Origin of the sequence: Hymenobacter sp. BRD128, assembly GCF_013256625.1 — a bacterium.
Classification (GTDB): Bacteria; Bacteroidota; Bacteroidia; order Cytophagales; family Hymenobacteraceae; genus Hymenobacter.
This window is the reverse complement of record NZ_CP053908.1, coordinates 1,876,796-1,898,179: the sequence shown is the minus strand read 5'-3', so window position 1 is coordinate 1,898,179 and position 21,384 is coordinate 1,876,796. Positions and strand designations below refer to the sequence as shown.

Here is a 21,384-nt window from a genome sequence, read left to right as displayed (position 1 = left end):
TTGATTTATAGATTTTTGCTGACTGGCCTTCTGCCTGTAAATCAAGGATAAATTTGTTTATTTTTCACTCACCAAGCGCTAGCCGCTTGGTGTTCTTTTTTACCCGTGTCCGACTCCACTCTCGCGCAAAAAATTGCCAATTTCGACCCCAATGCCCTCGGTGATGCCGCTGGCGGCTTATTTGGGCTGCCTTTCACGCCCGAGGAGGCGCAGGTAGTGGTGGTGCCCGTGCCGTGGGAAGTGACCGTGAGCTACCGCGCCGGCACTGCCCAGGGCCCCGCAGTCATTCGCGAAGCTTCCTTGCAAGTTGACCTCTATGACTCTGACCTGCCCGACGCCTGGAAGCTCGGCCTGGCGTTGGAAGACGAGGACGAAGCCATTGCCCAAACCAGCCGTGAGCTGCGCCCCTTGGCGGCCGAATACATCAACTGGCTCGAAGAAGGCCAGCCGGCGGCCGGCGCGGCCCAGCACGGCGGCGTGCCCGCCCGCATCACGGCCGAAGGCGACAAGCTGCTGCACTGGCTGAAGCAAAAAACCGGCGCCCTGCTCGATAAGGGTAAGGTAGTAGCCGTGCTGGGAGGCGACCATAGCACGCCGCTAGGCTTCCTGCACGCGCTGGCCGAGCGCCACCCCGATGGCTTTGGTATTCTGCAAATTGATGCGCACTGCGACCTGCGCCCGGCCTACGAAGGCTTCCAGTATTCGCACGCCAGCATCATGTATAACGCTTTGCATCTGCCGCAGGTGAAGAAATTGGTGCAGGTAGGCATTCGGGATATGTGCCAGCAGGAGGCCGACCTCATTGCCCACTCGGTGGGCCGTATTGCCTTATTTGGCCAGCGGTTTATGAGCGAGGAGAAGTTCGCTAAGAAGTCGTGGAAGAAGGTGTGCGGCAAAATCATTGCCCAGTTACCCCAAAAAGTATACCTCAGCTTCGACATCGATGGCCTCGACCCCAAGCTGTGCCCTGGCACCGGCACGCCCGTGCCCGGTGGCCTGGAGTTTGAGGAAGCTACCTACCTGCTGCGCATGATAGTGCGTTCGGGTCGCACCATTATCGGCTTGGACCTCAATGAAGTAGCGCCCGGCGATACGGACTGGAACGGCATTGTGGGCGCGCGCCTGCTCTATCAGCTGTGCAACTGGATGGCCGTTTCGCAGGGCCGTTTGACCGCGAAAGGCGTAGAAAGCCCCGAATAATCCCTTCTCACTCTTTCACCACGCTTGCTCATGGGCAAAATCATTCTCAAATTCATTCTTACGGCCGTGCTCACCTATGGGCTAGCCCAGGTGCTGCCCAATGTGCGCCTCGATGGCGTGGGCAGCGCGGCCATCCTGGTTATCGTGTTAGGGTTGCTGAATGCCACCGTGAAGCCAATATTGAAGATTATTGGCTTCCCGATTACGGTGCTGACTCTAGGGCTTTTTCTGCTCATTATCAACGTCATCATCGTTAAGCTAGCCGACTACCTGATGACCAGCTTTGCCGTGACTGGTTTCGTGAGCACGCTGATTTTCAGCCTGGCCCTCTCGCTGGTAACGTCAGTCGTAGATATGATAATGGACTAACGGTTGTTAGCCGCCGGTAAACGAAAAGGCCTTCCGTGCGGAAGGCCTTTTTCGTGGCTAATACTCGGCCGGATGACGACGGCGCCACCAGCGCAGGACTGGCCAGACCACGGCTCCCAGTAGCAGCAATGGCCACAAGTTGGTGAGCACCACTAGTATATTCAGCACAAATGTCCAGCCATTATTGAAAGATGCTAGAAACTGCGGCGCGAAAGCCGGGAGCGGGGTGCTCGGTTCGGTAGTAGGCAGCGTTTGGGTGTAGCGCAGATGCAGCGTGGCCCACAGCTCTTGCGTGCCCAGGCCCAGTTGCTGGAGCCGGGCCTTATCGGCGGCCAGCGCGGCTTGCACTTGTCGGTTCTGGTCTTCGAACTGGTGCAGTTGCGCGGGGCTGGTCGCCTTGGCTAGCAGCTGGCGATACCTGGCGGCGGTGGCCTGCCCAGCATTGACGCGAGTGTTCAGGGTTACTAACTCGGCCGTAATGTCGGTGGAGGAAATGTCCTTGGTATCGATGCGGCCGAGCTTAGCCAGCGCGGCTACCACGTGTAAAAAATCGGTGGCAGGTACCTTCAGGGTCATTTCCTGGTAGTGCTGACCATTGGCGCGGGTTTGGTGCGCGGCGCTAGGGTAGGCGCCATACTGGTCGAGTACTTGGTTGATGCTGCTCGTAGCCTGCTCAAAATTATCAACTTGCAGGTTTATTTCGCCTTGGTAGGCCACCGAGCGGGCCGCGCTAGGAATTGTAGAAGTCGGGCTAGCCTCAGTGGAAGTCGGCGCAGGTGTCAATGTGGTATCGGTGAGCGTAGTGGATGCCGAGCTAGTCGATTGGGTACTAGTCGCCGGCCGCTCATCTACCTCGGCTTGCGTAGCAGACTGCGGGGCGGAGCTGCATCCGGCTAACCCTAGCTCAAGCAGGGCTGAAAAAAATAGAATATTTCATTGGGTAGTAATTTTGATGGGAAGGAATAGCCACGCAGCTGAGGCTTTATCCACTTTCCTGAATTGGGTAACCCACCGGCCACAAAAAAGCCCGACCGCTTCCGGCCAGGCTTTTTGAGCAAATCAAAACTGACTATTATACCCGCCGAATATCGGCGCCGAGCGCATTCAGGCGCTCGTCGATATTCTGGTAGCCGCGGTCAATCTGCTCCACGTTCAGGATTTTACTGGTTCCCTCGGCCGATAATGCCGCAATGAGCAGCGCCACGCCGGCCCGAATGTCGGGCGACGACATGGTGATGCCGTTCAGCGTCTTCTGGCGGTTGAGGCCGATAACGGTGGCGCGGTGCGGGTCGCAAAGAATAATCTGCGCACCCATGTCGATGAGCTTGTCCACGAAGAACAGGCGCGACTCGAACATCTTCTGGTGAATGAGCACCGTGCCCTTGGCCTGAGTAGCGATGACGAGGATAATGCTCAGCAAATCAGGCGTGAAGCCCGGCCAGGTGTGGTCGCTCACCGTGAGGATAGAGCCGTCGAGGTAGGTGCTGATTTCGTAGCGCTCCTGGGCCGGCACGTGAATGTCGTCGCCCCGAAACTCCAGTTGAATCCCCAGCTTGCGGAAAGTATCGGGGATAATGCCGAGCTCCGGAATCTGGCAATCCTTAATAGTGATTTCCGAGCCCGTCATGGCCGCCAGGCCGATGAAAGAGCCGATTTCAATCATATCGGGCAGCATGCGGTGCTCGGTGCCGCCGAGGCTAGCCACGCCCTCAATCGTGAGTAGGTTGGAGCCAATGCCCTGAATCTTAGCGCCCATGCGCACCAGCATGCGGCACAGCTGCTGCAAATACGGCTCGCAGGCCGCGTTGTAGATGGTGGTGGTGCCTTCAGCCAGCACGGCTGCCATCACGATGTTGGCGGTGCCCGTTACGCTGGCCTCATCGAGCAGCATGGATGCCCCGTGCAGCTTGCCAGCCGGCACGCTCATGCGGTAAAAATCAGTGCCTTCCAGGGTGAGGTGCGCGCCGAGCTTTTCGAGACCCACGAAGTGCGTATCGAGCGGCCGGCGGCCGATTTTGTCGCCGCCCGGCTTGGGTAGCTGGGCGCGGCCGTAGCGGGCCAGCAGCGGGCCTAGTATCATCACCGAGCCGCGCAGCTCGCGAGCCTGGGCCACAAACTCGGGCGTATCGAGGTAGTCGAGGCGCACGTCCTGGGCCTGAAACATGTAGGTGTCGGGGGCTAGCTGGCCCACCTTCACGCCCATATCGCGCAGCAGCTCAATGAGCTTATTCACGTCCCGGATATTGGGCACGTTGCTGATGGTGATGGGCTCGGGGCTGAGCAAAACCGCGCACAGAATCTGGAGCGCCTCATTCTTAGCTCCTTGAGGAATAATTTCCCCGTGCAGCTTCCGTCCGCCGCGTACTTCAAATGCAGCCATGCTGTTTCAATTATCAATTAACAAATGAGCAATTATCAATCGGCCTTCGCTCAATACCGCTAGGCTCAATCAAGCCGCAAAGCTACTGCGGCGGCTGCTGCGGCTCGGAGCGAAATTTCTTGTTGCGCTTCTTATCGCGCTTTTTGCCGTTGCCCTGACCGCTTTCGGGACGGTCGGCCCGGCGCTCGCGGTTATCCCGGTCGCGGTTGCCCTCGAAGCGATTGCCGCCCTGGCCACTCGTGGCGCGGGCCGGCTGCTGGCTAGGGCTAGCCGTGGCGGGCACGTTCGCCAGTTCAAACAAGCCCTGGTCGGCCACTGCCTGCGCATCCAGCTTTAGCTGCCCACCCGACAGCTCGGCTAGGTGGCGGATAATAGTCAGGTCCTTGGCGTTTTCCTTATTATGCTGGCGATAGAGAAATTTCATCGTGCGGCCAATCTGGGCGGCAGCCTGCTCGCGCTCGGCCCCCTCCTCGATGGTCAACGCCTTGGCAATGAGCGCTTCAATACCCCGGCCGTAGGCCTTGAGCTTGGGTGCCTGGCGCGGGTACTCCACGCGCTTGGGGCGCTCGGTGTGCAGGCGCGGCGGGGTGAGGGGCACGGGCGCATCGAGGGTCACCTCGGTGCCGGCCAGGGCATGCACGTGGTTCCAAAGACGGGTCTGAATATCGGGCTGCTCGCGCAGGCTGGGGCGCAGGCGCAAGATGAGCTGCACGATGCCGGCGGCGCGGCGCGTGCGCTCGGCCACGTCTTCAATCTGGGCCAGGCCCTGGATGAGCTGGTAAGTACTTTGCCCATATTCGCGCACCAGCAGTTGCAGGTGGAAGGGCAGGGAAGGAGTTTCCGTCATGGAACTAGGGCAGCCCGGCTAGCCCGGGCCGCAAAAATAAAATCTATAATACCCGCAGCTTGGCAAAGCTCAGCAGCAGCGTTTTCTCGCCAACTTCTTCAAACTGAATAATCGCCTTCACGGTACCGTTCTGCTTTTCGAGCGTAGCTACCTTGCCAAAGCCAAATTTGGCGTGCTCGACGCGCTGGCCGGCCTGCAAGTTACTCGTGTCGGAGGGTTGGAAGTCGGCCGGGGCCACGTACTTGGTTGGTACCGTCTTACGCACCGGGGCGGCCACGAGGTTCGAGCGCCGCTCAAATACGTGCTGCACGGGCGTGTCGCTCACCACCGGACCGGCCGCAAATTTCACGTTAAGATACTGCGGGTCAATCTCATCCAGGAAGCGTGACTTTTCGCACGAGCGCAGGTTGCCCCACTGGTAGCGCGAGGTGGCGTAGCTGAGTGTCAGCTTTTTCTCGGCTCGCGTGATGGCCACGTAGAATAGCCGGCGCTCTTCTTCTAGGTCGGCGCGCGAGGTTATCATCATCTGGCTCGGGAAAAGGTTTTCCTCCAGGCCCACGATGTATACGTTGCGAAATTCCAGGCCTTTAGCCGAGTGAATGGTCATCAGCGTCACGGCCTCGCCTTCCTGGGCGGCGTCCTTCAGGTCGGAATCCGTGACGAGGGCAATATCCTGTAAAAAGGCCCCTAGCGACTTATCCTCGCGCTCGGGGTCGTCCACGTATTCTTTAATACCGTTGAGCAGTTCCTGAATGTTTTCGTAGCGCGATAAGCCTTCGATGCTCTTATCGGCGTACAATTCCTCAATCATGCCCGAGTTTTTGGCAATGAATTTGGCTGCTTCAAAGGCGTCTTCCTTGCCCGCTACTACGGTGTAACTCTTTATTTTCTCAGCAAAGCCCACCACGGGATTTGACACCCTAGCCGGCAAAAACTGGTCGGCGTTGCTCACCACTTCCCAAATGGTGTGGTTGGCTTCCTCGGCTGAATTAATTAACTTGCTAATGGTAGTATCCCCAATACCGCGCTTGGGATAATTAATTACCCGGCGCAGTGCCTGCTCGTCGTTAGGGTTTACCGTGAGGCGCAAATACGCCACTAAATCCTTGATTTCCTTGCGCTGATAAAAGCTCAGGCCGCCCACAATCTTGTAGCGGATATTTAATTTGCGCAGGGCCTCTTCCATTGCCCGGCTCTGGGCGTTGGTACGGTAGAGGATGGCAAAATCGTCGTAGGACAGATGCTGGTTCATCTTGTCCTCGTATATCGACTGGGCAATTAATTTGCCCTCCTCATTATCAGAAGCAGCCTTAATTACTTCGATTAAATGGCCGGTTTCGTTATCCGAAAATACGTTTTTGCGCAGTTGCTGCTGGTTATTTTTAATAACTGAGTTAGCCGCCCACACAATATTTTTAGTAGAGCGATAATTCTGTTCCAGCTTAAATACATTCAGCTCGGGATAATCCTTCTCGAAGTTGAGAATGTTGGAAATATCCGCGCCGCGGAAGGCGTAAATACTCTGCGCGTCGTCGCCTACCACGCAGATATTACGCTCTTTAGCGGCTAGCTTGCGGGTGATTAAATACTGCGAGTAGTTGGTGTCCTGGTATTCGTCTACCATCACAAACCGAAATTTATTCTGGTATTTATTCAGAATATCCGGATGGTCGCGGAACAAGACGTTGGTTTGAAACAACAGGTCATCAAAATCCATCGCGCCGGCCTTGAAGCAGCGCTGCTGATACTGTTGATAAATTACGCCAATTTTGGGCCGTAGCGCCGCCTCATCATCCTGCTTGATAACGGGGTCGCTGAGGTACTGCGCGTGCGAAATCAGCTTGTTTTTAGCGGCCGAGATGCGGCCGAGCACGGTGCTGGCCTTGTAAAGCTTGTCATCTAGCTCCAACTCCTTTACAATCTGACCGATGAGGGTCTTGCTATCCTGCGTGTCGTAGATGGTGAACGAGCGCGGGAAGCCGATGCGCTCGGCCTCGGAGCGCAGAATTTTGGCGAAGACGGAGTGAAAAGTGCCCATCCACAGGTTTTTGGCCTGCGGGCCGACTACCTTCTCAATGCGGGCGCGCATCTCCTTGGCTGCCTTGTTAGTGAAGGTGAGGGCCAGGATGTTGAACGGGTCCACGCCCTGTTCGAGCAGGTGCGCAATGCGGTACGTGAGCACCCGGGTTTTGCCCGAGCCGGCGCCGGCAATAATCATGCAGGGGCCTTCCGTTTGGAGCACGGCGGCAGCCTGCGAGTGGTTTAAAAGAGCGTGATAATCTAAAGCCATACGAAGAGGCCGCCCCGTGGGCGGCTAGCTGACAAAGATAAGTTGGGCGGGGGCAGGGCGGTATCTTTGTGCTACTGCTTTTGGCAAAGCCATCGCCGCGCCGCTCGTTACTAACCGCTTGTTATCGCCGATAAATTCGCGCCATCCCATGATTGTTATCCAAAATACCGTTATCTCAGACGATGTGGCCGAAAACTTCTTCGTGTGCAACCTAGAGGCTTGCAAGGGCGCCTGCTGCGTGGAGGGCGACCTTGGCGCGCCGCTGGAACTGGCCGAGCTGGAAGTTCTGAAGAACGAGTACCCCAAGATTGAACCCTTTCTGACCGAAGCCGGCAAGCAAGCTATTGCGGCCCAGGGGCTTTATATCGAAGACTGGGAGGGCGACTACAGCACCACGACCATCAACGACCGCGAGTGCGCCTACGCGCTCTACGATGAGCGCGGCATTCTGAAGTGCGGCATCGAGCAGGCTTATCTGGCCGGCGCCACTAGCTTTAAGAAGCCGATTAGCTGCCACTTATACCCGATTCGCATCACCAAATACGAGGGCTTCGAAGCGCTCAACTACGACCGCTGGGATATCTGTTCGCCGGCCTGTTCCTTCGGGGCCAAGCTAGGGGTACCAGTGTATAAGTTTTTGCAGGAGCCGCTGGAGCGCAAGTACGGCGCTGAGTGGTACGCCGAGCTAGCCAGGGAGATTGAGAACCCGACAGTCTAGCGATTACCTGCATAGAAGATAGGTGTCCTGCTGAACTTGCGAAGCATCTTTTCACCGCCAAACAAGTCGTTCGGACGTGAAAAGATGCTTCGCAGGTTCAGCAGGACAGCCGTTTTTACTTCATAAACACCGGCCGGATAAGGTTTTCAAACGTGAAAATCTCGTCCCATTTCTCCTGGGTCAATAAGCGGCGCTCGGTTACGGCGATGTCGTGCACCGATTTGCCGGTGGCTAGGGCCTCTTTGGCAATGCTGGCACTGGCTTCGTAGCCGAGTACGGGGTTGAGTTGAGTTACGATGCCGATGCTGTTGTAAACCATGCTAGCGGCATGCTCGGCGTTGGCGGTGATGCCAAGTACGCATTTTTCGCGCAGCGTGCGGCAGGCGTTGGTCATGTACGAGATGCTGGTGAAGAGCGCGAAGCTGATAACCGGCTCCATCACGTTGAGCTGAAGCTGACCGGCCTCGGCGGCCATCGTCACGGTGAGGTCGGCGCCGATAACGTAAAAGGCCGTTTGGTTCACCACTTCGGGCACCACGGGGTTTACCTTGCCGGGCATGATGCTGGAGCCGGGTTGCAGAGCAGGCAGGTTTATTTCGTTGATGCCGCAGCGCGGGCCGGATGAAAGCAGGCGTAAATCATTGCATATCTTGCTCAGCTTCACCGCTGTGCGCTTGAGTACGCCCGAGAGCTGCACGTAGGCGCCGGTGTCGTAGGTGGCCTCGATGAGGTCGCCGGCCAGGCTCAGGTCGAGGCCGGTTATCTGGCGCAGGTGCTGGGTCACGAGTTCGGGATAGCCCTCGGGCGCGTTGACGCGGGTGCCAATGGCGGTGGCGCCCATGTTGATTTCGGCAATGAGCCGGCGCGAGTCATCAATGCGCAGCAGCTCTTCGCGCAGGTTGGTGGCAAAGGCCCGGAACTCGTCGCCCATGCTCATGGGCACGGCATCCTGGAGCTGGGTGCGGCCCATCTTGAGCACGTTCTGAAACTCATTGCCCTTGGCAAAAAAGGCGTCGGCTAGCTGCGAGAGCATATCGCGGTAGCCGGCCAGCTTGTTGTTGAGCGCGATACGGAAGGCGGTGGGGTAGGCGTCGTTGGTGCTTTGCGAGCAATTGACGTGGTTGTTGGGGTGGCAGTACTGGTATTCGCCCTTCTGGTGGCCCATCAGCTCCAGAGCCACGTTGGCGATTACCTCGTTGGCGTTCATATTCACCGAGGTGCCGGCGCCGCCCTGAATCATGTCGGTCAGGAACTGATTATCGAACTCGCCGCTAGTCACGCGGTCGCAGGCGGCCACGATGGCATCGGCAATGGCCGGGTCGAGCACGCCGAGTTCTTTATTAGCCAGCGCGGCGCCTTTTTTCACGAAGGCCAGCGCCTGCACAAATAACGGCTCAACCTTGATGGGAATGCCCGTGATGTGAAAATTGTCGAGCGCGCGCAGGGTCTGGATGCCGTAGTAGGCATCATTCGGAATGGGCAATTCGCCCAGGAAATCGTGTTCGAGGCGGGTGGATGGGGTCATGGGGTAGGAAATAAGGTTGCGGCCGCAAAGGTGCGGGCTGCGCGCCGGCCGAGCAGCGTTACGAGATACCAGCCCGTAAACAGGAACGTCGTGCCGCGACTAGCGCAGCACGACGTTCCTGTTTACTTAGTTAAGCGTTAAGCCCGACTCAGTGCCAGGTATCGGTCACGGTCTGGGTAGTGCCGCTAGGGGTGAGGGAGTTGTTGGGGTCGGTTTCCCACAGGATGCTGCCCGAGCCATCTTTGCGGAAGTACTTGTACTGCACCCCGATGCCGGTAGTCAGCGGGATGGTCACGGTCCAGTTGGGGTAGGCCGCGCCGCTGAGCTGGATGGCATTGGCCGTGTTCCAGGAGCCTAGCTGGCCGGTGCTGCCCACGATGTAGAGGTTCTGGCCCGACACGGTGTTGCTGTAGTTGATGTTAAACGTTACGCTGGTGGTGGGCTTGGGCACCCATACCGAATACGAGCGGGAGTTGACCGGGAAGCTAGCCGAGCCGTTGGCATCGGTAGTGATGGTGCTGGAGTTGTTGCCGGTCAGGTCCGTTAGCGTGGCATTCTTAAAGGGCGAGCTGATGGTCTTGGTGGCATTGCTGCTGCCATCGTTGAGCATAACCAGCAGGCCGGTGTGCGACGCATCGCCGGCGCGCGAGTAGGCGTACACGTCGGCATCATCGACGCTGGTGTACTCGAAGCCCGCTCCGTAGGCGTGCGCCTGCCGAATGAGGTTCAGGGTTTTAATCTGGGCACCGAGGCCGTAGTTGTAGTAGTCCTTGTAGAAGACGCAGGGGTAGCCCTTCTCGCGGGTTAGAATGTAGGCGTAGGCCAGCATCTTCAGGTTGACGACGGGTGAGTACAGCCCGCCCGAATTATCGGTGTCGTGGTTGTCCACAAACGAGACGGAGTGCACGCCGTCGGCCTCGGTGAGGCCGGCAAACTCCAGCCCGCGCATGTCCCACGAGCCGTTGCCGTCGCTCATGGCCTTGAACGTGTAGTGCAGCGGCACGTCGAACAGGCTCGTGCGCCCGCCCGTGGCCGAAATGTAGTTCTGCAACTCACTCACGCTGTTAAACCATACTTCGCTCACGGCAAAGCGTGAGCTTTTCACGCCGTCGAACCAGCTGTTGAGAAACGAGGTCAGCATGTGCTTGCCGGCATCGACGCGGTAGCCATCCAGGCCCAGCGTGGTGGTCATCCAGTTGCCCCACTTAATGGTTTCGTTGACCTGGTTCTGGTCGGCGTAGCGCACCTCGCAGCCCATGAGGTTGTCGTAGGCGTCGCCGTTGTTATAGGGCTGAAAGTCCCAGGGGTTCCACTGGTACCAGCCGTTGTTGGGAGCCTGCTGGGCGCCGTTGAAATTGTAGTAGTGCCACTGATAGGTGCTGTACTTATTGGCGCGGGCCGGGTAGGTAAAGCTGGTCCAGACGTTGTAGTTGGTGCCGTTGTAGGTGAAGCTCTCCTGGGCATCGGCGCCCATGAAGTGGTTCATTACCATGTCTTCGTAGACCTGGATGCCTTTGCCGTGGAGACTGCTAATGCAGCTTTGCAGCTGGGCCAGGGTGCCGTAGCGGGTGGCCACCGAGCCTTTTTGGTTGAACTCGCCCAGGTCGTAGCGGTCGTATACGCCGTAGCCATCGTCGTTGGAGCCGGCCGCGCCCTTGTAGGCTGGCGGCAGCCACATGGCCGTGATGCCGGCCTGGCTCAGCTCGCTGGCCTGTCCGCTCAGCACCTGCCACCAGGTCTGGCCGCTGGTACTCTGGGGCACGTCCCAGTAAAAGCCCTGCATCATGGTGCCCGGCACGGCCGAGGCGTTGCTGGTGGTGCTCAGGCTAGCCGGCGCGGCAGTGCTGGGCGCGGCGGCCTCTTTGGCGCAGCCGGCTAAAAACAGGAGGGCCGCCGCGCCTGCGAGGCGCGTGGTCCCGGGTAGGGGTGTATACATGTGGTTTGAGTGGGAAAAAGGACGCTGCAATGTTAGCGAAATTCCCGCACTACCGCACAATAAGATTTAGACTTTTTTTATGATGACTAAAAGCGGATGACAATTTTTGTTCGAATTATTTAGCGTAAAACAAGGACCATTATCGTCAAATTAATTCCTTATATAGGGGCTAAAGCCCGATTTGTAGGGTAATGCTTCTGCAAACGTTTGCGGAAGACGTCTTTGGTAAAACCAGGCATTATATTGTATAATTTGATGGTAAGCGCCGGGCTGCCGCCTTAGCCGCGCAAAACTCAGGTAACCCCGACGGCTAATTTGCAGTTCATACGCGTTGCAGGTTACCTTTTCTGGCTAGCCCGCCTTTTTTTCAAGTCCCTATGCTTGCTCATATTCCTGCCGCTGCCCGCCACCACGCCGCTCCCGTAGCCTGGCTCAATTCGTATTTTTTGTTCTCATTTGCCGATTATTTCGACCGGGGCAATATGCACTTCGGGCCGTTGCGGGTGTTCAACGACGACACGGTAGCGCCGCAGAATGGCTTTCCGCAGCACCCGCACTCCGAGATGGAAATAGTGACGCTGGTACTCGAAGGCGAGGTGAGCCACGAGGATACGATGGGCAACCGCACGGCCATTCCGGCCGGTGAGGTGCAGCGCATGACGGCCGGCACCGGCGTGGCCCACAGCGAAATGAACCGCCAGGACAAGCCCCTGCACCTCTACCAGCTCTGGTTTATTCCGAGCCAGAAGGGGCTGGCTCCCAGCTACGAGCAAAAAGACCTGAGCTTTTTGAAAAGCAAAAAAAACGAGCTGGTGCCCCTCGTAACGGGCCAGCGCGTGCTCGAAGACGTGGTGTACATGAACTCGAACAGCACCATTTACTGGAGCAACCTGGACTGCGGAAAAAAGCTGACGTTCAAAACTTTCCCCATTCGCCTTACCTTTATCTACGTCAAGGAAGGCAGTATCTCCGTGAACGGCACCGTGCTCGGGCCTAGCGACCAGGCCCGCCTCGACGCCGAAGACGTGCTCGATATCGAAGCCACCAAAGACGCCCAGTTTATTTTGATTGACCTGCCCGGTAGCGAGGCGAATTACTAGATGACGACCAATTTTCCTGCTTCGCTGATACCTGCGCACGACGCTGCCCGCCTGCGCACGCTGCACCAGTATCAGATTGTGAATACGACGCCCGAGCAAATATTTGACGATTACGTAGCGTGGGCGGCGCAGCTTTTCAGCGTGCCCATCGCGCTTATCTCGCTCGTCGATGCCGAGTTTGTGTGGTTTAAGGCCCTGACCGGGGCTACTGGTATCCCGGGCCTGCTGCGCAACGAGAGTATGTGCTCGGCGGCAATTTTGAGCGCCGATAAGGTAATAATATCCGACTACAAGCCCGAAAGCTGCGAGCTAATTAAGCCCGACGTGGCGCAGGCTATCGGGCTCAACTTTTACGCCGGCGCCGCCCTGGTGGCCGAAGACAACTCGCGCATGGGTATGCTCGCCATCATTGGCAAAGAAGCCCGCGATTTCTCGGCCGCCGAGGCCGAGCTGCTGACCCGGCTAGCGGGCCTCGTGAGCCAAACTATTGAGCTGCGCTACCGCTACCTGGCCGCCGGCCAGCTGGCCGAGTGGGAAGACGCGCAGCACGAGCTAAGCAAGGCCCTGGACGATAACGCGGCCCTGGCCCGCTACCTGGCTACTCGCAGCCAGGGCATTGACCTCGGCGACGCCGAGGTGGTGCGTCCCATCACCCAGCGGCTCGAAAGCGTGGCCCGCGTGCTGGCCCGCCGGCTGGGCTAGCCAGCTTACTTGGCTTTGCGCGGGGCCAATACCCGCCGGAAGCCCCGCAGCGCGGCCGGGTGGTAAATGGTAGCGTGCGTTTCGGCCGGCATGGGCTCGTAATACGCGGTGAGGCCGCTGCGGGGCGCGGCCCGAATGAGGCTGGCTAGCCGGGCCGTGGCCGCCGTGTCGCCTTGGCTGCTGGTGGCCAGGTAGAGCGTTTTGGCCGGGCCGCGGTAGGCCGCTACGAGGCCGGGGGCCTGCTTCACCAGTTGCCCGTCGTTCCACCACAGGCTGGGGTCGAAGGCCAGGTAGGTATCAAATAAATCGGGTTCCAGCAGCAGGGTTTCGACGGTAAAAAGCCCGGCCAGCGACTCGCCTACTAGGGCCGTTTCGGCGGTGGTGCGGTAGCGCTGGCGCACGGCCGGCATCAGCTCGCGGCGGATAAATTGCCGGAAGGTGGCCGACTCGCCCACGCGGGGCGCTATTTTTTTGTCTGCGGCATTGGTAGTGGGGCCGGTGAGGTCGCGGCGGCGCTGCGTATTCTCGATACCCACCAGGATGAAGGGCCGCATCGTGCCATTGCCCACCAGCACCTGCACCAGTCCCGCCACGTGCAGAAAATCTTCGGCTAGCCCCCCGTCGGGCATGTAAAGCACCGGCAGCCGCACCGTGGCCGAGTCGCGGTACACGGGTGGCAGGTACACATTGAGCCGCCGGGTTTCGCCCAGCACTTTCGAGGCTAGCGAGAAGGTTTCGCCGATGCAGAGCGGGGCAGCTGGGGTTTGGGCGCTGACCTCCTGCTTGGCAGCGAATATCAGGGCTAGCCAAAGCAGCTGGCTGAAGAAAATTTTTGGCCAGATATTCAAATAGTTAAAATGGAATTGCCGCATCACATCGTGTATTTCCGCCCCTTGTTCTGCTCCTTCAAGTATACCATTAGCGGCTGAAAATAGTCGACCATGGCCCTGGCCGAAAGGTCTTCGCCGGTTTTTTCCTTGAGCACGGTGCGCCAGTCGCGGCTGCTGCCGGGGCGCATAATGTCTTGTAGAAACTGGCCGACTTCCTGGCTGCCGTAGTAGTTGGTGGCGTGCGGGTCCTGGTGCAGGATTTTGCGGGCGATGTGGTCGTGGAGCTGGAATAAGATAATGTAGCTCAGCGCGTAGTCGTAGTACTGCGCGGGGTCGTCGTTGATGTGGGTTTTGGTGGCGGGGTCGAGGAACTGTTCGCCGCGCGGGCTAGGGGGCACCATGCCCTGGTACTGCTTGCAGAGCGCCCACCACTTGGCGTTGAGTTGGTCGGCGGGCAGGTTTTCGGCATAAAAGACGTTTTCCCACTCGCTCATCACGCCCGAGGCGAAGGGGATGAACGGCACGTATTGCAGCGCCTCTTTCAGCAGCTGCTGGGTCTGGTCGGTTTTGGTATTCGGGGCTATCAGCCCCAGCCCGGCCAAGAAGGGCTTTTGCTGGGCGGCTAGCCCCATCATGCTGCCGATGGCCTCGTGGTAGGCGCGGTTGGCGCCCTGGCGCAGCAGCGGCGGCACGTTGGGGTTGGTGTAGGTGAGGTAGTAGTAGATGTGGCCCAGCTCGTGGTGGGTGGTTTCGTACCACTCGGTGTTGGGCTCCACGCTCATCAGGCTGCGCACGTCGTGGTTGAGGTCGAGGTGCCAGGCCGAGGCGTGATTGTTCTTTTTGTAGCTGGCCGTGGCGGGCAGCGGGTAGATGCTGCTTTTCTCGTAGAAGCTGGCCGGCAGGGCCGGGAAGCCCAGGCTCTGATAGAAGCGCTCGGCCTGCTGCACGGGCCACTGCTGGCCCTTCTTGGCGATGGCCGCGTCGAGGTTGATGCCTTTTACCGTTACCAGGCTGCCCCAGTCCTGGCCCCAGCGGTTGGGCAGCCACTGCGCGGGCATGTAGTCGGGCACCTGCTTGACGTGGTATTTCTTGGCGAGCTCGTAGCGGGCGTAGGTGTGCAGCTCGCGGTAGAGCGGGCGCAGCTCGTCGTTGAGCTTGCGCACGAGCGCCATCATTTCGTCGCGGCTCAGGCCGTAGTCGCTGGCCTGGTAGCTGAAAAAATCGGGGTAGCCCAGCGCCTGCACCGTCTGGTTGCGCAGGTCGCGCAGGTTTAGCAGGCCGGTCTTCAACGTGGGGCCGATTTCCTTACTGGCCTCCCAGATTTGCTGGCGCTTCTGCGGGTTGGTTTCGGTGCGCAGCAGCGCATCGAGGTCGTTGGTCGTCACCGACTTGCCGGCGTAGGTGTACGTAAAGCCGTAGAGCTTCTCGGTCTGCGCGGCTTCGGCTTTGATGCGGCGCTTCACGAGGTCGGCCACGGTCTGGGGCGAGTTGGCGGCGTTGTAGAGCGCCGTTTCGAGCTGCTTGACTTGCAGCGGGGTAAGCTGGTCTTTGTGGGCTAAGAGCTCGCGTATTTCTTCAATAATCTGCTTGCTGCCGGCGAAGGCGGCCATGCGCTCATTGGCGCGGGCGGTGCGGCCGGCGTTGGTGGTGTCGCCGGGCACGATGTGCGTGTTGCTGGTCCACTCGGCCTCGCTAGCCTCGGTGTAGCGGCGCACGTACTGTTGGTTGTATTCAGTCAGAAATTGGTCGGCCGCGTCTTTAAAATCAATTTGCACATTGCCCGACGGCTGCCTGGCGGCAACGGGGCTAGCCGGCTTGGCCGGTGGCACGGTAGCCACGGGTACCTTTGCCGTGGGCGCGCAGGCGGTGAGCAGCGCGGCCAGCACCGACCAGGGCCAGCTAAAACGAAATTCAGAATAGCGCGTTTTCATGCGGGAAAGGTAGGGCCGCTGCCGTGTCTTGTTGCTTCTCCCGGCGTTATGGCCGCTTGTTTCGTTTGATTAATTGCTCTTATGAAAAATTCCTCCCTGCTGCTAGCCTTAAGTCTTTTCGGTTTGACTACCACCGCCCACCTTCACGCCCAAACTACGGCTGCCGGCACGGCCGCGCCCGTGCTGCCCCTTTACGCGGGCGCCATCCCCGATTCGAAGCCTAGCCAAGTGCAGGAAACCAGCGTGACCGAAGGCGTCGGCGTGCGGATTTCCAACGTCATTCAGCCCACGCTTACGGTGTATACCCCGGCCCGCGACCGCGCCAACGGTACGTCGGTTATTATTTGTCCCGGCGGCGGCTACGCCCGGCTGGCCATCGACCACGAGGGCTACGACGTGGCCAAGCGCCTGGCCGAGATGGGCATTACGGCCTTCGTGCTGAAGTACCGCCTGCCCAACGACCGCAGCCAACCCGACAAAAGCATCGCACCGCTGCTCGATGCCCAGCAGGCCCTGCGCCTGGTGCGCCAGTTGGCTCCCAAGTACAACCTCAACCCCGAGCGCATCGGCCTGATGGGCTTTTCGGCGGGCGGCCACCTGGCCGCCACGGCGGGCACCCATTTTGCCCGGCCCGTGGGCGATAACCCCGGCCCGGCCTCGGTGCGGCCGGCATTTCTGGTGCTGCTGTATCCGGTTATCAGCTTCGCCGATAGCATCGCCCACAAAGGCTCGCGCGACAACCTGGTGGGTGCCACCGCTAGCCCGGCGCAGGTGCGGCTGTACTCTAATGAGCTGCAAGTGAGCGCCCAAACGCCACCCACCTTTTTGGTGCACGCCGAGGATGATAAAACGGTGCCGGTGCAAAACAGCCTCGTGTTTTACGAGGCCCTGCACCGCCACGGCGTGCCCGCCGAGCTGCACATCTACCCCAAAGGCGGCCACGGCTTCGGTATGAACAACGCCACTACCAAAGACCAGTGGATAGAGCGCCTGCAAAACTGGATGGATGCCAACGGCTGGCTGACAAAATGAGTGAACAGTTGGTAGTGAGTAGTGAACAATACCCCTTCCACCTGTTCACTACTCATTATTAATTGTTCACTGCACGTATGCTTCAGCTCGGCGACCTAGCCCCCGATTTTACTCTGCCCACCGATAAAGGCGATACGTTTCACCTGGCCGACCAGCGGGGCAGGCCGGTAGTGCTCTATTTCTACCCCAAGGATGACACGCCCGGCTGCACCGCCGAGGCCTGCGCCTTTCGCGACCAGTACGCCGATTTTCTGGACCTGGGCGCCGTGGTGGTGGGCGTGAGCTCCGATAGCGAGGCCTCGCACCAGAAGTTCAGCCAGAAGCACCGGCTGCCGTTTCCGCTGCTGGCCGATGGCGGCGGGCAGCTACGCAGGCAGTATGAGGTACCCCGCGCGCTGCTCGGGTTGCTGCCGGGGCGCGTCACGTTCGTAATTGACAAGAACGGTAAAATCGCTTATATTTTCAACTCCCTGAGCGGCGCTATCGACCACGTTAGCAAGACCAAAGAGGTGCTGCGCGGGCTGGCCAGTAAGGCTTAGGTTCTGGCCCCTGGCGGACTCTAAACCGAAGACTGGTGCCGCCAAGCGTAGTGAGATGCGTAAGCGCGATTCCCCGATAAGTTGGCTAAGGCTGGCATAACCATTTAACCAACTTCTTCATGCGCAAGCGCTTTGGGCAGCTGCTCGACAATGCGGCTGTATTCCGCTACCATCGGCAGCGCATTCTGGATTATGGGCCAGGCAGCCCTGGCGCCCTCGGCTGGCATGCTGATAGCCAGCAGGTGCGCTTCAAAATGCTGGCCCAGATTGCTGACCTCGCCCACTGCTCGGTGCTCGACGTGGGCTGTGGCTATGCCGACCTGTATCCGTATCTGCGGCAGCGCTTTGCCGGGGTGCACTACCACGGCATTGAGCAAATGCCGGAGCTACTAGCCCTGGCCCAGGCCCGCTACCGCGATGCTCCGGATATTACCCTGGCCACCGGCGATTTTTTGCGCCAGGAGCTGCCGCTCAGCGATTACGTGCTGGCCAGTGGCTCGCTCAATTATCGCCAGCGCCAGCCGGGCTTCATTTTTCAGGCTATCGAGACGCTGTATGCAAGTAGCCGGCTCGGCCTGGGCTTCAACCTGCTGAGCTGGGAGCCGGCCGGCGGCGGCCCGCTGGTAGCGTATGACCCCGCCGATATTGTGGCCTTTTGCCAATCGCTAGCCCCCACAGTGGAGTTACACGAAGGCTACCGCGACGGCGACTTTACCGTATTCGTGTATCGTTAGAGACTAGTAGCGGCCAGGGTTAATGTGGCCGCTAGCCCTGCTGAGGGCACATTCCGACTCAGACAGGGCTTGCCTGGACGTGGTTGCCCTAAGGCAAAATGTGCCCAGTAGCTTATTGTGAATACCTGGAATTTGTGACTAAACCACCGCAGTAGTATTTTTGTGTAAGTACTTACATAAAACTCTGCCGTGGATTTTATTCAACAGCTAGGCCCGGTGGCTTTGGGAAGCCGCCTGCGCCGCCTGAGCGAGCAGCTAACTGGGGAAGCTGCGAGTATTTACGCGCAATACGGGCTGGATTTTCAGCCGCGTTGGTACCCGGTATTTTACCTGGTGGCGCACCAGCCGGGTATTTCCAGCAATGAAATTGCCGGGCAGATTGGGCATACGCACGCCTCGGTTAGCCAGATTATCAAGGAGCTAGTGCGTCACGAATTGCTAACCATGACGACCGACCCGCTCGACCAGCGCCGCCGCCTACTGGCGCTGGCGCCGCGTGGCCAAGCGCTGCTGCCTCAGCTGCAAACCCAAACCGAGGATGTGCGACGCAGCATGCAAGCCCTGCTGGCCGAAGCCAACGTGGACCTATGGCAGGCGCTCGAAATTTTTGAGCAGCAACTGCAGCGCCAGAGTCTGCGCCATCGGGTAGCGGCGACGCGGCGGCAGCGCGAGGCGGGCCTCGTGCGCATCCGCAATTTTGAGCCGGCCGACCAACCGGCCTTTCGGCAGCTGAATGTGGAGTGGATTTCACACTACTTTACCTTGGAACCGGCCGACTTAAAAGCCTTGGACCAGCCCGAGGCGTACATTTTGAAGCCAGGCGGCAGCATTTTGCTGGCCGAGCTAAATGGGACGGTAGTGGGCACCTGCGCCCTTATCAGGATGAGCGATGGCGGCTACGAGCTAGCAAAAATGGCCGTGGCGCCGGCCGCGCAGGGCCAGCAAATCGGCTACCTGCTGGGGCAGGCGGCCATCGAGCGAGCCCGCGCGCTAGGGGCATCCCGCGTCTATTTAGAAAGCAATTCTGCGCTCACACCGGCGCTGAACCTCTACCGCAAGTTAGGGTTTCAGCCGCTAGCCCAGGCTGTGCCCTCGCCCTATGCGCGGGCCGATGTGCAAATGGAGCTGTTGCTTTCGTAGTGGCAAGAGTATGAATAATTACTTGAAAGATAATGTTTTAACTTGTAGATGTACGCTACTAAAATTACCATTGTGCTGAAAAATGACCTGGCCGACTGGCAAAAGCTAAACGTAACGGCTTTTTTGGCTAGCGCAGTGGCCATTCAGTTTCCCGGCACGCACGGCCAGCCACTAGTGGGCAGCTCGGGCACTGCGTTTCTGCCGTTTTTGCGGCAGCCAATACTCGTGTATAAGGCTGAGCGTGAAGAAGAATTGCAGCGGGCCCGCCGCCGCGCCGCCGAGCGGGGGCTAGCAGTAGGCATTTATACCGAACCCTTATTTGCCACTAGGGGCGAAGCCGAAAACCTGGCCGTAGTGGCTAGCTACACCGATGACGAGCAGCCGCTGGTGGGGCTGGTGCTATACGGCGACGCCAAGCAGGTCAGCAAGGCCCTGAACGGCCTGAAATTTTACACCTAACGTACCGGTTATCACTAAGCTAGCGCCAGCCGCCACCCAGCGCGTGGTAGAGGTCCGTCACGGCCTGGCGCTGCTGCAGCTGGTCGTTTACACCATTGAGCTGGGCTTGCAGCAGGCTCTGCTGGGCCGTGAGCACCTCGGTGTAGTTGGCAAAGCCGGCGCGCAATAGCTCGTGGGTGTAGTCTACGGCTTTATTGAGCGCACCGAGCTGCTGGGCCCGGATACGGGCTTTGTCGGTGGCACTCTGGTAGGCAAAAAGGGCGTTGCTGACCTCCTGGCCGGCCGTGAACATCGTTTGCTGGTAGGTGTAGAGATATTCCCGCTGCAATGCCTGCGAGCGGGCCAGCCGCAGGCGGTTAATGCCTTGGTTGAATATCGGCTGGGCTAGCCCGCCCACGATGCTGGCAAACACGGCCGTGGGCGAAAACAGGTTTTGGATGGTGGTGCTCGTCAGGCCGCCGTTGGCTGTGACGGTGAAGCTAGGGTAGAAGTACGCCCGCGCGGCGTTGGTACTTTCAAAGGCGCTTTCAAACGTAAACTCGGCCTGCTGCACGTCGGGGCGATTGCGCAGCAGCTGGCTAGGTACGCCCGTGAGCAAGGGCGGGGGCGGGTCCTGGCTGGCCAGCATGCCGCGCTCAATAGGGCCGGGCGTGCGGCCCAGCAGCGTGGCCAGCAGGTTTTCGGCCTCCCGAATGCTGCGCTGCAAGTCGGGAATGGTGACTTCGGCGGCGTAGCGCTGGGCCTCGCTCTGCACTACGGCGGCGCCGGTTACCACGTCGCCTTCGAGCAGTTGTTGCATCACCTCCACGTCTTTGATGCGGTTTTGCACCGTTTGGCGGGTTATTTCGAGTTGTGCATCGAGGGCCAGCAGCGAGTAGTAGTTGTCGGCAATGTCGGCGATGAGCTGGGTTTGCACCACGCGCCGGTAGGCCTCACTCTGGAGCACCGAGGCGGCATACGAGCGCCGGGTGCTGCGCAGCTTGCCCCACACATCAGCCTCCCAGCTGCTGCTTAACCCGAGCAGGTACTGGTGGGCCGCGCCGCCCGTCACAATGCTCGACTGGTCGGTGGTCGTGGTGCCGGTGGTCGTGCCCGTACCGGTGGTCGTGCCACCCGTGGTCGTGCCCGTGCCGGTGGTCGTGCCCCCAGTGGTCGTGCCACCCCCGGTGGTCGTGCCACCCCCGGTGGTCGTGCCGCCCGTGGTCGTGCCACCACCGGTGGGTGTGCCGCCGGTAGTAGTACCCGTAGTGGTGCTGCTGCCGCCTACGCCGGTGCTCACAAAAGCCCCGCCCGTCCGCGAAAGCGTAGTGGTCGCGCGCCCGTTGAGGCTGGGCAGAAAGGCCGCCCGGCTCTGGGTTAATAGCGCCTGCGCCTGGGCAATGCGGGCGTCGGCCACTTGCAGGTTGCGGTTGTTGGCTAGCCCTTCAGAAATGAGCTTTTGCAGCTGCGGGTCGGTAAAGAGCTGCTGCCAGGGGCGGCTGGCCAGCGTGGTGGTATCGGTAGTAGCCACGTCGCGGTAGAGGCCGCTGGCAGGCGTTTCGGGCCGGCCATAGGGATGCAGAATGCCGCAGCCGCTGGCAGCGGCTAGTAGCAGTAGGGCGGGGGCTAGCCGTAATAAGCTATTGGTAATCATTGGTTTCAAGTCTAGGGCT

19 protein-coding genes are annotated in these 21,384 nt (G+C 59.5%); 10 read left to right on the top strand and 9 right to left on the bottom strand.

Translation table 11 applies throughout. From position 1 onward, the window contains the following. Positions 1 to 105 precede the first annotated feature (105 nt). The gene (locus GKZ68_RS08315; RefSeq protein ID WP_173113149.1) at positions 106 to 1,200 is read left to right on the top strand and encodes an agmatinase family protein; all 1,095 of its coding nucleotides are present in this window, start codon (positions 106 to 108) and stop codon (positions 1,198 to 1,200) included. 30 nt (positions 1,201 to 1,230) lie between these two features. Continuing rightward, complete coding sequence (locus GKZ68_RS08310; protein ID WP_173113146.1) at positions 1,231 to 1,569, top strand: phage holin family protein; 339 nt, start codon at positions 1,231 to 1,233, stop codon at positions 1,567 to 1,569. 57 nt (positions 1,570 to 1,626) lie between these two features. Here GKZ68_RS08310 and GKZ68_RS08305 read toward each other — a convergent pair whose 3' ends face one another. The 4 genes from GKZ68_RS08305 to GKZ68_RS08290 form a co-directional block, all read right to left on the bottom strand. Continuing rightward, positions 1,627 to 2,286: a DUF4349 domain-containing protein gene (locus tag GKZ68_RS08305; protein ID WP_173113143.1), complete on the bottom strand. Its 660-nt coding sequence runs from the start codon at positions 2,284 to 2,286 to the stop codon at positions 1,627 to 1,629. A 355-nt stretch (positions 2,287 to 2,641) separates the two neighbouring features. Further along, positions 2,642 to 3,949, bottom strand: coding sequence for a UDP-N-acetylglucosamine 1-carboxyvinyltransferase (gene murA / locus GKZ68_RS08300; RefSeq protein ID WP_173113139.1), 1,308 nt, complete (start codon positions 3,947 to 3,949; stop codon positions 2,642 to 2,644). An 82-nt stretch (positions 3,950 to 4,031) separates the two neighbouring features. Then, complete coding sequence (locus GKZ68_RS08295) at positions 4,032 to 4,796, bottom strand: DUF4290 domain-containing protein (RefSeq protein ID WP_173113136.1); 765 nt, start codon at positions 4,794 to 4,796, stop codon at positions 4,032 to 4,034. 43 nt (positions 4,797 to 4,839) lie between these two features. Then, a complete protein-coding gene (locus GKZ68_RS08290; protein WP_173113133.1) occupies positions 4,840 to 7,086 on the bottom strand; it encodes an ATP-dependent helicase in 2,247 nt (748 codons plus the stop codon). 148 nt (positions 7,087 to 7,234) lie between these two features. On the opposite strand from GKZ68_RS08290, the gene GKZ68_RS08285 reads away from it, so the two are divergent. Beyond that, a complete protein-coding gene (locus tag GKZ68_RS08285) occupies positions 7,235 to 7,804 on the top strand; it encodes a DUF3109 family protein (RefSeq protein ID WP_173113130.1) in 570 nt (189 codons plus the stop codon). A 115-nt stretch (positions 7,805 to 7,919) separates the two neighbouring features. On the opposite strand, the gene aspA is transcribed toward GKZ68_RS08285, so the two are convergent. Both aspA and GKZ68_RS08275 read right to left on the bottom strand, forming a co-directional pair. After that, the gene (gene aspA, locus GKZ68_RS08280; protein WP_173113127.1) at positions 7,920 to 9,329 is read right to left on the bottom strand and encodes an aspartate ammonia-lyase; all 1,410 of its coding nucleotides are present in this window, start codon (positions 9,327 to 9,329) and stop codon (positions 7,920 to 7,922) included. Between the two features lie 148 nt (positions 9,330 to 9,477). Then, on the bottom strand, positions 9,478 to 11,265 hold the full coding sequence (locus GKZ68_RS08275; protein WP_173113124.1) for an alpha-amylase: 1,788 nt from the start codon (positions 11,263 to 11,265) through the stop codon (positions 9,478 to 9,480). A 377-nt stretch (positions 11,266 to 11,642) separates the two neighbouring features. Here GKZ68_RS08275 and GKZ68_RS08270 point away from each other — a divergent pair, with 377 nt between their 5' ends. Further along, a complete protein-coding gene (locus GKZ68_RS08270) occupies positions 11,643 to 12,365 on the top strand; it encodes a pirin-like bicupin family protein (RefSeq protein ID WP_173113121.1) in 723 nt (240 codons plus the stop codon). Then, complete coding sequence (locus GKZ68_RS08265) at positions 12,366 to 13,067, top strand: GAF domain-containing protein (protein WP_173113118.1); 702 nt, start codon at positions 12,366 to 12,368, stop codon at positions 13,065 to 13,067. It begins immediately after the preceding gene. Between the two features lie 5 nt (positions 13,068 to 13,072). Here the strand turns inward: GKZ68_RS08265 and GKZ68_RS08260 are convergent, their stop codons facing one another. Next, positions 13,073 to 13,915 carry an alpha/beta hydrolase gene (locus GKZ68_RS08260; protein WP_254244215.1) on the bottom strand — a complete coding sequence of 281 codons (843 nt, stop codon included), beginning with the start codon at positions 13,913 to 13,915 and terminating at the stop codon, positions 13,073 to 13,075. A 23-nt stretch (positions 13,916 to 13,938) separates the two neighbouring features. Next, the gene (locus tag GKZ68_RS08255; RefSeq protein WP_173113115.1) at positions 13,939 to 15,828 is read right to left on the bottom strand and encodes a M2 family metallopeptidase; all 1,890 of its coding nucleotides are present in this window, start codon (positions 15,826 to 15,828) and stop codon (positions 13,939 to 13,941) included. Between the two features lie 81 nt (positions 15,829 to 15,909). On the opposite strand from GKZ68_RS08255, the gene GKZ68_RS08250 reads away from it, so the two are divergent. The 5 genes from GKZ68_RS08250 to GKZ68_RS08230 all read left to right on the top strand — a co-directional run bounded on the left by GKZ68_RS08250 (position 15,910) and on the right by GKZ68_RS08230 (position 19,732). Beyond that, positions 15,910 to 16,860 carry an alpha/beta hydrolase gene (locus GKZ68_RS08250; RefSeq protein ID WP_173113112.1) on the top strand — a complete coding sequence of 317 codons (951 nt, stop codon included), beginning with the start codon at positions 15,910 to 15,912 and terminating at the stop codon, positions 16,858 to 16,860. 77 nt (positions 16,861 to 16,937) lie between these two features. Further along, positions 16,938 to 17,399: a peroxiredoxin gene (locus tag GKZ68_RS08245; RefSeq protein ID WP_173113109.1), complete on the top strand. Its 462-nt coding sequence runs from the start codon at positions 16,938 to 16,940 to the stop codon at positions 17,397 to 17,399. Between the two features lie 119 nt (positions 17,400 to 17,518). Then, positions 17,519 to 18,133, top strand: a complete 615-nt coding sequence (locus GKZ68_RS08240) for a trans-aconitate 2-methyltransferase (protein WP_173113107.1) — start codon at positions 17,519 to 17,521, stop codon at positions 18,131 to 18,133. Between the two features lie 189 nt (positions 18,134 to 18,322). Then, positions 18,323 to 19,273: a helix-turn-helix domain-containing GNAT family N-acetyltransferase gene (locus GKZ68_RS08235; protein ID WP_173113104.1), complete on the top strand. Its 951-nt coding sequence runs from the start codon at positions 18,323 to 18,325 to the stop codon at positions 19,271 to 19,273. A 48-nt stretch (positions 19,274 to 19,321) separates the two neighbouring features. Next, on the top strand, positions 19,322 to 19,732 hold the full coding sequence (locus GKZ68_RS08230) for a DUF2000 family protein (protein ID WP_173113101.1): 411 nt from the start codon (positions 19,322 to 19,324) through the stop codon (positions 19,730 to 19,732). A gap of 19 nt (positions 19,733 to 19,751) precedes the next feature. On the opposite strand, the gene GKZ68_RS08225 is transcribed toward GKZ68_RS08230, so the two are convergent. Beyond that, positions 19,752 to 21,365, bottom strand: a complete 1,614-nt coding sequence (locus GKZ68_RS08225) for an efflux transporter outer membrane subunit (protein WP_173113098.1) — start codon at positions 21,363 to 21,365, stop codon at positions 19,752 to 19,754. Between the last annotated feature and the right edge of the window lie 19 nt (positions 21,366 to 21,384).

What these genes read in the sequence shown, in the direction of transcription:
- GKZ68_RS08310 (WP_173113146.1), top strand. Translation starts at nt 1,231, where the DNA reads ATGGGCAAAATCATTCTCAAATTCATTCTTACGGCCGTGCTCACCTAT.
- murA (WP_173113139.1), bottom strand. Translation starts at nt 3,949, where the DNA reads ATGGCTGCATTTGAAGTACGCGGCGGACGGAAGCTGCACGGGGAAATT.
- GKZ68_RS08295 (WP_173113136.1), bottom strand. Translation starts at nt 4,796, where the DNA reads ATGACGGAAACTCCTTCCCTGCCCTTCCACCTGCAACTGCTGGTGCGC.
- GKZ68_RS08290 (WP_173113133.1), bottom strand. Translation starts at nt 7,086, where the DNA reads ATGGCTTTAGATTATCACGCTCTTTTAAACCACTCGCAGGCTGCCGCC.
- GKZ68_RS08285 (WP_173113130.1), top strand. Translation starts at nt 7,235, where the DNA reads ATGATTGTTATCCAAAATACCGTTATCTCAGACGATGTGGCCGAAAAC.
- aspA (WP_173113127.1), bottom strand. Translation starts at nt 9,329, where the DNA reads ATGACCCCATCCACCCGCCTCGAACACGATTTCCTGGGCGAATTGCCC.
- GKZ68_RS08275 (WP_173113124.1), bottom strand. Translation starts at nt 11,265, where the DNA reads ATGTATACACCCCTACCCGGGACCACGCGCCTCGCAGGCGCGGCGGCC.
- GKZ68_RS08270 (WP_173113121.1), top strand. Translation starts at nt 11,643, where the DNA reads ATGCTTGCTCATATTCCTGCCGCTGCCCGCCACCACGCCGCTCCCGTA.
- GKZ68_RS08265 (WP_173113118.1), top strand. Translation starts at nt 12,366, where the DNA reads ATGACGACCAATTTTCCTGCTTCGCTGATACCTGCGCACGACGCTGCC.
- GKZ68_RS08255 (WP_173113115.1), bottom strand. Translation starts at nt 15,828, where the DNA reads ATGAAAACGCGCTATTCTGAATTTCGTTTTAGCTGGCCCTGGTCGGTG.
- GKZ68_RS08250 (WP_173113112.1), top strand. Translation starts at nt 15,910, where the DNA reads ATGAAAAATTCCTCCCTGCTGCTAGCCTTAAGTCTTTTCGGTTTGACT.
- GKZ68_RS08245 (WP_173113109.1), top strand. Translation starts at nt 16,938, where the DNA reads ATGCTTCAGCTCGGCGACCTAGCCCCCGATTTTACTCTGCCCACCGAT.
- GKZ68_RS08240 (WP_173113107.1), top strand. Translation starts at nt 17,519, where the DNA reads ATGCGCAAGCGCTTTGGGCAGCTGCTCGACAATGCGGCTGTATTCCGC.
- GKZ68_RS08230 (WP_173113101.1), top strand. Translation starts at nt 19,322, where the DNA reads ATGTACGCTACTAAAATTACCATTGTGCTGAAAAATGACCTGGCCGAC.
- GKZ68_RS08225 (WP_173113098.1), bottom strand. Translation starts at nt 21,365, where the DNA reads ATGATTACCAATAGCTTATTACGGCTAGCCCCCGCCCTACTGCTACTA.